The sequence below is a fragment of the Photobacterium kishitanii genome, assembly GCF_000613045.3.
Lineage (GTDB): Bacteria > Pseudomonadota > Gammaproteobacteria > Enterobacterales > Vibrionaceae > Photobacterium > Photobacterium kishitanii.
The window spans coordinates 2,331,161-2,343,490 of sequence record NZ_LN794352.1; the positions used below are offsets into that span (position 1 = coordinate 2,331,161).

Consider the following 12,330-nt stretch of genomic DNA (forward strand, 5'->3'; position numbering starts at 1 on the left):
ACAAATTTATAGTGCTAGATCACTCACGACCCGGCAATTTTTTCCATGTCACCGTATCACGTAAATAAACGGGACTAGCGGCTTCTGCTGCGACGATTTCACCACGACCAAAAGCGTATTTTGCTAAATGCACCATATCTTGTGAATCGGGATATAACACACTGCCTAACTGCGCTTTTAGTGGCAGTTGATTTAACAGTTCAGGATAAGCTTCCCATCCTGTACCTGCTGTTAGCCATGTATTAGCATCAGCCTGTACATTTGCTAATAATACATCAGGTGCAATCACTTGCTCATTACCCACTAATAGCCAATCACCATCGGTTTTACGTTGGTATTGTCCCCAGTAAAGCTCACCCATACGCGCATCAATCGCCGTTAACACATGCTCTGCTTGGTGTAAACGGAATGAACCTTGTGCCATTGCAGCCAAAGTAGACACACCAATCATTGGTAAGTTAGCCCCAAAGGCTAAACCTTGCGCAATACCAATACCAATACGCACCCCAGTGAAGCTACCCGGACCACGTCCATAAGCAAGTGCATCGAGCTGCTTTAATTTAATACCAGCCTCAGCCAGTACCGCATCAATCATTGGTAAAATTTTCGTGGTGTGCTCACGAGGAGCATATTCACAACGAGAAATAACATCATCGCCGATCATTAGCGCGACAGAACAGTTTTCAGTTGCAGTATCTACTGCCAGAATTTTGGTGCTCATTCAAGCCTCTGAATGTTAGGTATCGTCACTTCCTAATACCTGAGTATCGGTTAAGTTCGACAAAAATTCGCTAACCCCTACGACACTACGTGTGCGCGGAATTGGCGGTAAACTTCTTAAGAATACAGCGCCATAAGCACGAGTGACTAAACGATTATCGCAAATCACTAATACCCCTTTATCTTGCGTATCACGAATTAATCGACCAACACCTTGCTTTAAAGTGATCACCGCATCGGGTACTTGTACCTCTGCAAATGGATCACCACCTCGCAAGCGACAGTCTTCGATTCGTGCTTTTAATAGCGGGTCATCTGGCGCTGTAAACGGTAATTTATCTATGATAACACAGCTAAGGGCTTGGCCTCTAACATCAATACCTTCCCAAAATGCTCCCGTTGCCACCAATAATGCATTGCCCCGCTCTAAATATTCAGCCAATAACTTTTGCTTACTGGTTTCACCTTGTGCTAATACTGGCAAATCTAATCGTGCTCGAAAGCCTTCGGCAAGATCACGCACCATTTGATGAGAAGTACAAAGAAAGAAACAGCGACCATCATTAGCTTCAATAATGGGTGTTAGCATTTCAACTAACTTATCTGCTAAACCATAACTGTTAGGCTCAGGCAAATGCCGAGGAACGCACAACAATGCTTGGGTGGCGTAATCAAATGGGCTTTCAAGAGAGAATTGTTGCTTAGGTTGTAATCCTAAACGCTGACTAAAGTGGCTAAAATCATCATCAACAGCAAGTGTTGCCGAAGTGAATACCCACGCCCCTTTCTGCTCAGCCATGCGCTCACTGAACTTATCAGCCACTGATAACGGCGTAATATTCAAACTAAATTGACGTGGTGTACATTCGTACCAATATGAATAACCAATAATACTGGTATCAACCACTCGTTTTAAGCGTGCTTTCAACAACGTTGCTCGCTCAAAAGCGGCATCTAATAATTGACTGCGCCCTAAGGCTAATTTAAGCACATCATAGATTAAATCAAGTGCATCATTCAAACGTACTAATTCACGTTGTACGGCTGGTGTTTGCGATGCTTCACGCCAATTGCCACGAAAACCGGGATCACCTAAAATAATCCGCATTTCAAATGCAGCTTGTTGTAAACGAGCGGCGGCTTTTTGCAGTTGACGCATATCTTTGGCTTCAGTGCGATAACCAATTTCGATATCTTTAGCCAATTCAATTAACTGACGACTAGACAAATTTTGACCGAAATATTGGCTGGCAATATCTGGCATCTGATGAGCTTCATCAAAAATAAACACATCAGCTTCAGGGATCAATTCACCAAAACCATTATCTTTCATTGCTAAGTCAGCCAGAAATAAATGATGGTTAACCACGACCACATCTGCTTCCATTGCTTTACGACGCGCTTTAACCACAAAGCAATCATCAAAAGACGGACATTCTCGTCCGAGACAATTATCATTGGTAGAAGTGATCATTGGTATAACAGGGCTATCTTCTGCGATATCTTCACATTCACCAAGATCACCCGTTTTAGATGCCGAAGACCACTGGCGGGTTTTAATTAATAGACTCAGCATGATCGGATCAGAATGATCACCATGACTTTCAGTGATTTGACGGCTAAGACGATCAACACATAGATAGTTTGAGCGCCCTTTCAATAATGCGACTCGACCAGTAAAACCTAACGCGCTTGCCATTAATGGTAAGTCACGATGAAATAATTGTTCTTGTAGGTTTTTTGAGCCTGTACTGATAATCGTTTTCTTACCACTCACTAATGCAGGTACAAGGTAAGCAAATGTTTTACCCGTACCAGTACCAGCCTCAACCACTAATTGTGATTGCTGCTTAATCGCATCAGCAACAGCTTTTGCCATATCAATTTGAGATTGTCGAGCTTGAAATCCGGGAATGGCTTTATCTAACGCACCACCAGCGGCAAAAAACTTAGCTATCATTCACTTCGCACTATTGGTTATTTATACAGTATCAATCGTTCTATTATGCCTATTTTATTACGTCACGACTAGCCATCTAAAGTGCTATTTCGTATAGATGAAACAGCACATTCAATAAACTATTTGACCCCAACATAGTATAAGCGTCATAGTGATAAATTATGATTTTTAGGCTGTGCACAGCGTTGCCGCCATCAGGAACACATATGGAAAAGAAAACATTATTAACGGAATGCCCTGATAATATGGGCCTTATCGCAAAAATTACTAATATCTGTCATAAACATCAGCTCAATATTATTAATAATAAAGAGTATGTTGATAACGCTAAAAATCACTTCTTCATGCGTACCGATCTCGAAGGGTATTTCAATGATGAAACGTTATTAGCAGATCTCGATCGTGCTTTACCTTCAGGTAGCAAGCGTCGCTTAATCAGTTCTGAGCGTAAAAAAGTGGTCATTATGGTTACCAAAGAAGCCCATTGCTTAGGGGATATTTTGGTAAAAACATTTGACGGCTCACTAGATATTGAAATTGCAGCTGTGGTCGGTAACTACGATAAGCTGCAAGATTTAACTGAAAAGTTCAATGTGCCGTTCCACCATGTATGTCATGAAGGGCTAACTCGTGAACAGCATGAAACACAATTACTCGCAGCAATACAGCAATATTCCCCTAACTATGTAGTATTAGCAAAATATATGCGTATTCTTACGCCTAATTTTGTCGCCCAATTCCCACATAAAATCATTAATATACATCACAGCTTCCTACCAGCATTTATTGGTGCCAAGCCTTACCAACAAGCCTTTGAACGGGGTGTGAAAATCATTGGTGCTACCGCTCACTTTGTCACCAATGATCTTGATGAAGGTCAAATCATTACTCAAAACGTGATTCCAGTAGATCATACCTTTAGCGCTGAAGAAATGGCAAAATCTGGCCGTGATGTTGAAAAATCAGTATTAAGTAAAGCACTTGGATTAGTGGTAGATGATCGCGTATTTGTTCACGGCAATCGTACTGTGATTCTTTAAAGAATAGATACTTTAATACATGCCACAGCTTTATTTAACTGTGGCATTTTTTGTGCTTAATGTGCAGTAACCAAATACGTTACTCTTGCTCACTCGCAATAACCGCGGCTAAAGAATGTGAATGCAATTTAATACATAGATTATCTTTTTTAAATGCATAAGTAGGATTAGGTAAACGTTCATGCTCGCCCGCTGGAGAGCTGGCTTTAACCTTAATCCCCTTACTTGCTAACTGCTGCCAATTTAATGCCGGAAAGGTAATATCAATAGACTGTTTTAATTGCTCAGGCGACATCGCATTACCCGGAATAACAAACTCCACGTGTTCCCATCCTTGCTGTGGATAAATCTTATCGCTTGGGTAAGGTAACTCTAACGCTTCAATCGTCCAATCACCGACTCGAAGTGGTTTATCAAAACCAATCACTACAATCGGACGACCATTAATAATCGTCTGTGACCATTCAGTGCCGTAGGCTAACCATGCCTGATGAAGTTCCAGTGCAATATCCTGTGAATTCACTCTTAATGCAATATGATCTGCTACGTACGATGAGAGTGAAATTCCGATCTCATCAGCTAAACAAATAATGCGATTCATAAAAGCGGGTAAATCAGCTAACATTTGCTCAGGATGTAAGCCTAATTGTTTCAAATTTTGCATTTCGTCTCTCCAACCACGTAACATTTAATAAACAACCGCATAATTACTCACACTTTTCGCATTGCCAATAACTAAACTACCACGAGGTAGCCCGTATCACTGTTGAATTTTGGCTTTATTTTAGCCTATTTGAAAAACTTTAAAAAAAATTGCTTACAATCTCTTTTTCCAGTTGCCAAAGTACCTAACTATGTGGGTATTATTAGGGTAACGCACGCTGCTTATTCAAGATATTGGTGTTTAAACTAAATTAACACTACCATCAAAAAATACTCACGTAGCTTTGGCCGCTTTTTTAGTGAAGCAAAAAACACTTTAGCTCCGTGAGTATTTTTGGCGGCATATCTTGCTATACGCAGACGTTTTTGCCACATACATATGATTGGCGTTACAAACGATTAAGGAACAGCGAGTGAATATTCAAGCACTTATTAATGATAAAGTATCACAAGCATTAGAAGCTGCAGGCGCACCTGCCGGTAGTCCAGCAGCAGTTCGTCAGTCAGCAAAAGCACAATTTGGTGATTACCAAGCAAACGGTGTAATGGGCGTAGCTAAAAAATTGGGTATGAATCCACGTGAATTCGCTCAAAAAGTTATCGACTGCCTAGAGCTAGATGGTATTGCAGAGAAAGTTGAAATTGCAGGTCCTGGTTTTATCAATATCTTCCTTGATAAAGCATGGCTAGCAGCTCGCGGTGAAGAAGCACTAGCAAGCGAGCGTCTAGCGGTTAACACTGACGAAGCACAAACGATTGTTGTTGACTATTCAGCGCCTAACGTAGCAAAAGAAATGCACGTAGGTCACTTACGTTCAACTATCATCGGTGATGCTGTTGTACGTACTCTAGAATTTTTAGGTCACAATGTTATTCGTGCTAACCACCTTGGTGACTGGGGTACCCAATTTGGTATGCTTATCGCTAACATGCAGCGTAAAGAGCAACAAGGCAGCGATGTTTCGATGAACATCAGCGATCTTGAAGGATTCTACCGTGAATCAAAAGTACTTTACGATGAAGATGAAGAGTTTGGCGTAACAGCACGTAACTTCGTTGTTCGTCTTCAAAGCGGTGATGAGTACTGTCTTGAGAAATGGCGTCAACTTGTTGCTATCACACTGAAACAAAACCAGCGTAACTACGATCGTCTAAGCGTATCATTGACTGATGATAACGTTATGGGTGAGTCAATGTACAACGACATGCTTGCACCTGTTGTTGCAGATCTAAAACAAAAAGGTCTAGCCGTTGAAAGTGATGGCGCAACCGTTGTTTTCCTTGACGAATACAAGAATAAAGATGGCGAGCCTATGGGTGTTATCATCCAAAAGCGTGATGGTGGCTACCTATACACCACAACTGATATTGCTTGTGCAAAATACCGTTATGAGCAATTACACGCAGATCGTGTACTTTACTTCATTGACTCACGCCAACACCAACACCTAATGATGGCTTGGTCTATCGTTCGTAAAGCAGGTTATGTTCCAGAAGAAGTTTCTCTAGAGCACCACGCATTCGGTATGATGCTAGGTAAAGATGGTCGTCCATTTAAGACTCGTGCTGGCGGTACTGTGCGTCTTGCAGATCTGCTTGATGAAGCTGTTGAACGTGCTAACAAGCTAATCGAAGAAAAGAACCCAGAGCTAAGCACTGAAGAAAAAGCAAACATTGCACAAACTGTTGCAATGGCTGCGGTTAAGTACTCAGATCTTTCTAAGCACCGTACAACAGACTACATCTTCGACTGGGACAACATGCTTGCATTCGAAGGTAACACTGCACCGTACATGCAATACGCATATACACGTGTAGCGTCTATCTTCAAACGTGCAAATGTTGAACTGAAAGATCTAACGTTCCCTATCGTAATCAATGACGAAAAAGAACAAGCACTATTGTCTAAGTTACTTCAATTTGAAGAAGCTGTTCAGTCTGTAGCACGTGAAGGTCAGCCACACCTAATGTGTACTTACCTGTTTGAACTTGCAGGTCTGTTCTCTAGCTTCTACGAAGCATGCCCTATTCTTAACGCTGAAGAAGCCGTTAAGCAAAGCCGCTTGAAGTTAGCACTACTAACCGCTAACACAATCAAGAAAGGTTTAGATTTACTAGGCATTGAAACACTAGAGCGTATGTAATTACGATTTATTGTGATAGCTAGATAACAAAAAGCCTTCATTCGTGAAGGCTTTTTTAATAGCACAAACATAATTGATTATTGGCCGAAACGTAGTCCGCCATCATGCAACCACGTTAACTCTTTCTTAGTGGATAACCGTCCTTTCACTGCATTTCGATGTGGAAATCGCCCAAATTCTCTTATCACCTGAAAATGACTATCAGCAAAATCATAAAAGCTATCAAACACCGTAACGTTCTCAAGTTGTACATTTTTACGTAGTAAATCAAATCGAAATACACTTTCTTCTTGATCTTCTAAGTCTTCTGAATGCTCTAAGGGCAAATAAAAGAATACTCGTTCAATTGCTGCAAGTTCAGCATCTTGATTAAGAGCTAAGCCACGCTTACAAATAGCAAGAGCTAATAGATCATAACGAAAAGCAGCATTTAATCCGCGATAAATATTACGTGGAAATTGATCCAATAAAATAATCAAAGCAAGACGACCAGGCGCAGTATCGCTCCAATGATTAAGTTCCCCATTACCCGCCATACTTACCCAGCGTTGAAACTTAGAAGTAATTTCAGCATCAACTTCAGCTCCCCCTAAAAACCATAGTACATTTTTATTTTCACGGGTCACTTCGCCGTTTAGTTCACCAAACCAGTAATCAAGAATAAATTGATACTCAGCTACCATTTAAGCCCCCATTAATACACTTTAACTACGTTTTTATAGGATAATCATTATTAATTAAGCGACGATTATGCATACCCTAAAGGATAATACCAATTACGCTAAATTAAGCTTACTATAATAAATATTGCTCAAGCTTGTGAGCTAGAATGTACTGTTAAGGAATAATTACATGAGTTTCATTCTTCATCCTCGATTAATGGCAGATACAACGGTACTTGGCGATTTACCTTTATCACAAGTATTACTGGTAAAAGAAGCCCTTGGCCCATGGCTTATTTTAGTGCCTCGTTATGATGCACTACGTGAGATCCACCATTTATCAGAACAAGATCAACAACAGCTAATGCGTGAATCATCCGCTGTTGCTGCCTTGTTAGAACAAGACTATCAAGCAGAAAAAATTAATATTGGTGCACTTGGCAACCTTGTTCCTCAGCTTCATATTCATCATATCGCACGCTTTAGCCATGACATCGCATGGCCAGGTCCAATTTGGGGCAATACTAACGGTATTCAGCGTAGTGATGATGTACAACAAGCACTTGCTGAAGAACTGCGTCAAGAACTGAGTAACATTGCAGGTTTTACCGCTATCAACGCGTAATCTCGACTTTAGTAAGCGTAGCTATCATTTTACGCTTACTACTCTTGTTAACCAATCTGTCGCTATAATGCGCTTCTCTTGATTGATATAAAAATGGAGATAAAAAAAGCAGCCCGTAGGCTGCTTATTAGTGATCACTATTAATATTTAACGCATAACGGTTACTGACAACTCATTAGCCGCTAAACATCGATACCACACATCTTTAGCAGTTTGACAACATTGGCTACTATCACAACCGACCAATTCTTTGCCTATCGCGCCTTTTCGTACCCAGACCGCTAGCATTGCATCAACGCCATCTTCTGACATACCAAAATGAAGAGCCAACTGCTTACGGCTCACACGCCCATGCTGTGCAATATACTGTTTTAACTGTTGTAAGATCATTCAAGCAATAATCCTTCTAAGTGAGACTGCTTTTTACCTTGCCGTTTCATCAACAAGTAGATCCCGACATTGATAACAATGAAGAACGCAATCCAGAACGAACTACTAGCTGGATGTAGAGCAAAATCTGCAATTTGGTAGAACAATGATGCAAAAGTATAAGCCAATAACATTGTCCAACCAGCAATAAAGCCAGCAAACTTCTTACCAAACTCACGTACATACGCACCCATTGCCGCAGCACATGGCGTATAAAGCAGAATGAAGATTAAGTAAGACATTGCCGCAGCGCCACTCACAAATCGTGACTGAATATTACCGAACACAGATTGATCAACACCTTGCTCTTCAGCAACAGCAGTTTTGTTCTCAAGATCGCCTACTTCAATACCCAAAGGATCACTGAAGCTTAGCGCGGATAAATTATCCCCAATAGAAGCAACGGCTTCTTTTAGGCTGCCAATAAGATCATATTCTTCACTCTTACCATCAAGCGCTGGAGCATATAAACTATTTAATGTACCTACTACCGCTTCTTTAGCAAAAATACCGGTAATAATACCCACAGTTGCTGGCCAGTTATCAGCTTTAACACCAATCGGTTCTAATACTGGAGTAACCACTTGTGCGGCATGTGATAACACTGATTTTGAAGTGTCTTCATTACCAAATGAACCATCAGTACCGAGTGAATTGAAGAAACTTAAAATTGTTACTACAACCACAATCGTTTTACCGGCACCAAACACAAAGCGCTTTAACTTCTGCCATGTTTTAATCACCACATTACGTATTGTTGGTAATTCATAGTTTGGCATTTCCATGATAAAGCTATCACTTGCTCCTGGGTAAAGCGTATTACGCAAAATCAGTCCCGTCATTACTGCGGCGACTATACCCAAAATATAGAGTGTGAAAACAACGTTCTGACCATTATCAGGGAAGAAAGCAGCGGCAAATAATGCATATACCGGTAGACGAGCACCACATGACATAAACGGTGCCATTGCTGCGGCAAGTTTACGCTCACGCTCTTGTTCTAAAGTACGCGTCGCCATGATAGCGGGTACATTACAACCAAAACCAAGCACAAGTGGCACAAACGCTTTACCGGGTAAACCTACTTTTTGCATCACTTTATCAAGCACAAAAGCAGCACGAGCCATATAACCTGAACTTTCCAAAACGGCAAGGAACAGATATAGACACGCAATCACAGGGATAAAGGTTGCGACGGTTTGAATACCACCACCGACACCATTTGCAATAATAGTCACTAGCCATACCGGCAAGTGGTTATCTAATAAATAATGACCGCCATCAACTAACACTGCACCGAAACTAATATCAAAAAAGTCGATAAATGCACTGCCCACGTTAATTGCAAACATGAACATAACGTACATTACGAAGAAGAAAAATGGGATACCAATAGCACGGTGTAATAATACGCGGTCAATTTTATCAGTTAGATTATGACTTAATCGGCCTTCTTGACGACGAACTTTCTGACATAATTGATGTAAAAACGTATAACGCACATCAGCAACTTGAATATCCGGATCAACTAATTCCAGCATTTGACTACGAATAGCACAAGCCTGTTGCTTATGCTCTTCTGATAAAGTGTGAATAACTAAAGTATCATTTTCTAATACACGAATCGATTGTGCGCGAGGGTTGAGCTTTTCATCATGGATAAATAAAGGCTTTAATAGCTCAACCGCTGCTTCAAAATCATTGCCATAATCAAGTGAAAAGTCTGAAACGACAATACCTTGAATCAGCATTTTATGTAGCTTTGATTTAAACTCGCCAATACGTTCCATATTATTAGCAGACAATGCAACCACAGGACAACCTAAAGCTTTTTCTAAAGCTTTAAGATCGATAACTTGTTGCTGACGCTTCAATACATCCATCTTATTAAGCACAACCACCATTGGTCGACCTAATTCACGCAGCTGTAACGTCATGTATAAACTACGTTCAAGCGATGATGCATCAACAACATTAATAATAACGTCTGCAGGGGTCGTTAAAATCGCGCGTGACGCAATCGCTTCATCAAGACTATTAGCATCATTAGCACTATCAAGATTATAAATACCAGGAAGATCAGTCAGAGAAAAATCATCACCATTATGCTGATAACGACCGGTCTTTTTTTCAACAGTAACACCAGCCCAGTTACCCACCTGCTGTTTTGAACCTGTTAATCCATTAAACAGTGTCGTTTTACCGCTATTTGGATTACCAACGGTAAGAATGTCATATTGCATTATTTAACCTCAACTTCTATATCTTCAGCAATTTTTTTACGGAGCGCAATATCAACACCACGTACCCGAACCTGAAGTGGGTCTCCTAATGGGGCTAAGCGAACCACAGTAATTTCTGTATGTGGTAATAACCCCATAACCATTAATTTTTTACGCGTTACCGCTGGTAACGCAGACATATTAATTACTGTACCGCTGTGGCCACACGACATATCTGACAGCTTCATAGTTAAACGGCTACCTTAATAAGAATTATTTTCATTACGATGTAGCGAAGTTTACACTTTGATACGAAATTAGTCTTGTCTTAAATCAATTATTCCATGACTGATTTAAAATAATAGTTATCACTTATTAATTGCGACTTTTCGATATAAATAACCAATAAGCCTGCATTATTACTCTTTTGTCATTATTTTTTACACACATAAAAAAAGCGTACCTTTCGATACGCTTTAAGAACAACTCTTTATATTGGTTTTAACTCGGCATCTGAGTGCTTAATTGTTTTTTATACGCTTTAACACTACGCATAAATTGTGTTCGAGTGCTACCTCGCAACGGCTCTGCTTGCGGTAGGGGAACTTTCATTGCATTAACAGGACGTCCATTTTTGATCAACTCAAAATGTAAATGTGGGCCTGTTGAACGTCCAGTATTACCACTTTTTGCAATTCGCTGACCCATTTTAACTTTATCACCAACTTTGACTTGGCGTTTACTTAGATGCAAGTAGCGAGTCATATATTCCCGCCCATGTTTGATAACAATGTAATTACCCGCTAACGGATGGTAACGTGATTTAACCACGACACCATCACCAGCAGCCAAAATAGTAGTGCCTATTGGTACCGCAAAATCGGTCCCATTATGTGGGGAGCGACGCTTAGTGACCGGATGCAAACGATTAGGATTAAATGAAGAACTAATCCGGTATGATTTGAGTAATGGTATCCGTTTAAAACCACGATTCAAACTACGCGCATCTTGATCGTAAAATTGGTCATCAGCACCACGAGCAATAAAAATTGAATGCCCACGGCGTTGGCTTTTATAGTAAAAGGCGTTCATTTTACCTTTACCCACAGCTTTGCCATCAATAAATTCACGATCTAGCACCACACCAAACGAGTCACCTTTACGGGCATCACGGCCAAGATTCATCTTCCATTGTAGTGCTTTAACCACATTACCAATTTGCGTCGGCGTTAACCCAGCATCTCGTGCTGAATTATAGAAACTACCGGATACTCGCCCAGTTAATACCACAGGCTTAATATCACCTTTCTGCACCACTTCTTTATAGCTATAGCCTTTTTTACCAAGCGTATAAGTATCTGTCACTTTCTTACTACGAATAATACTCAGCGATGTCAACTTACCATCAGCATCGACTTCCCATTCTAATGTTTGCCCAACGCGTAGCTGTTGTACTGATTTATTAGCATCAATTAGACGATACATTTCTGATATCGGTAAGCCATATTGAGAGAATATGACCCCCAAGGTTTCCCCTGATGATACTCGATGTTTAGATTCGGTTTCAGCATGTGCTTGTACTAATTGCTGCTCAATTTCATCTTTTGGCGCTTGAAATTGAGGATCATTTTGATCTAGAGACGCGCCCATTGGTTCACTATCGGGTTCTGATATTTCAGCCGGAGTAATATTAATAGGCACAGCAATAGGTGGCGGTTTTTTTAATATCGGGAAAGGTATTGCAGGTTTAGATGGCTGCCATGCAATAGCAGCCACCATCAAAATTGTTGTCGAGAATAACGCAATTTTATGCTGCAGCGGTAACATCTTTAATGATGTTACCGCAGCGATATAATATTTCATGA

The 12,330-nt window shown here is 40.6% G+C and carries 11 protein-coding genes; 3 read left to right on the forward strand and 8 right to left on the reverse strand.

Features of this window, described 5'->3' with window-relative positions:
• Positions 1-19 precede the first annotated feature (19 nt).
• Together tsaB and yoaA are read right to left on the reverse strand one after the other, a co-directional pair.
• Positions 20-721 carry a tRNA (adenosine(37)-N6)-threonylcarbamoyltransferase complex dimerization subunit type 1 TsaB gene (tsaB, locus tag PPBDW_RS10940; protein ID WP_036795474.1) on the reverse strand — a complete coding sequence of 234 codons (702 nt, stop codon included), beginning with the start codon at positions 719-721 and terminating at the stop codon, positions 20-22.
• 15 nt (positions 722-736) lie between these two features.
• Entirely contained in the window at positions 737-2,680 is a 1,944-nt protein-coding gene (gene yoaA, locus PPBDW_RS10945) for a DNA repair helicase YoaA (RefSeq protein WP_036795475.1), read from the reverse strand.
• Positions 2,681-2,886: 206 nt separating this feature from the next.
• On the opposite strand from yoaA, the gene purU reads away from it, so the two are divergent.
• Entirely contained in the window at positions 2,887-3,720 is an 834-nt protein-coding gene (gene purU, locus PPBDW_RS10950; RefSeq protein WP_036795476.1) for a formyltetrahydrofolate deformylase, read from the forward strand.
• Between the two features lie 79 nt (positions 3,721-3,799).
• On the opposite strand, the gene PPBDW_RS10955 is transcribed toward purU, so the two are convergent.
• Positions 3,800-4,384, reverse strand: coding sequence for a VOC family protein (locus tag PPBDW_RS10955; RefSeq protein ID WP_036795477.1), 585 nt, complete (start codon positions 4,382-4,384; stop codon positions 3,800-3,802).
• A gap of 412 nt (positions 4,385-4,796) precedes the next feature.
• On the opposite strand from PPBDW_RS10955, the gene argS reads away from it, so the two are divergent.
• A complete protein-coding gene (gene argS / locus PPBDW_RS10960; RefSeq protein WP_036795478.1) occupies positions 4,797-6,527 on the forward strand; it encodes an arginine--tRNA ligase in 1,731 nt (576 codons plus the stop codon).
• Positions 6,528-6,604: 77 nt separating this feature from the next.
• Here the strand turns inward: argS and PPBDW_RS10965 are convergent, their stop codons facing one another.
• Positions 6,605-7,210: a DUF924 family protein gene (locus PPBDW_RS10965; protein ID WP_036795480.1), complete on the reverse strand. Its 606-nt coding sequence runs from the start codon at positions 7,208-7,210 to the stop codon at positions 6,605-6,607.
• A 169-nt stretch (positions 7,211-7,379) separates the two neighbouring features.
• Between PPBDW_RS10965 and PPBDW_RS10970 the strand changes: the two genes are divergently transcribed.
• Positions 7,380-7,814: an HIT domain-containing protein gene (locus PPBDW_RS10970; protein WP_036795482.1), complete on the forward strand. Its 435-nt coding sequence runs from the start codon at positions 7,380-7,382 to the stop codon at positions 7,812-7,814.
• Between the two features lie 147 nt (positions 7,815-7,961).
• Here PPBDW_RS10970 and PPBDW_RS10975 read toward each other — a convergent pair whose 3' ends face one another.
• From PPBDW_RS10975 to mepM, 4 genes are all read right to left on the reverse strand, one after another.
• A complete protein-coding gene (locus PPBDW_RS10975) occupies positions 7,962-8,204 on the reverse strand; it encodes a FeoC-like transcriptional regulator (protein ID WP_036795484.1) in 243 nt (80 codons plus the stop codon).
• Positions 8,201-10,486: a Fe(2+) transporter permease subunit FeoB gene (gene feoB, locus PPBDW_RS10980; protein ID WP_036795486.1), complete on the reverse strand. Its 2,286-nt coding sequence runs from the start codon at positions 10,484-10,486 to the stop codon at positions 8,201-8,203. The genes PPBDW_RS10975 and feoB overlap by 4 nt, the downstream gene beginning before the upstream one ends.
• Positions 10,486-10,713: a FeoA family protein gene (locus PPBDW_RS10985; RefSeq protein ID WP_036795487.1), complete on the reverse strand. Its 228-nt coding sequence runs from the start codon at positions 10,711-10,713 to the stop codon at positions 10,486-10,488. Before PPBDW_RS10985 ends, feoB begins: the two co-directional genes overlap by 1 nt.
• A gap of 253 nt (positions 10,714-10,966) precedes the next feature.
• The gene (mepM, locus tag PPBDW_RS10990) at positions 10,967-12,328 is read right to left on the reverse strand and encodes a murein DD-endopeptidase MepM (protein WP_036795490.1); all 1,362 of its coding nucleotides are present in this window, start codon (positions 12,326-12,328) and stop codon (positions 10,967-10,969) included.
• Positions 12,329-12,330: the final 2 nt, after the last annotated feature.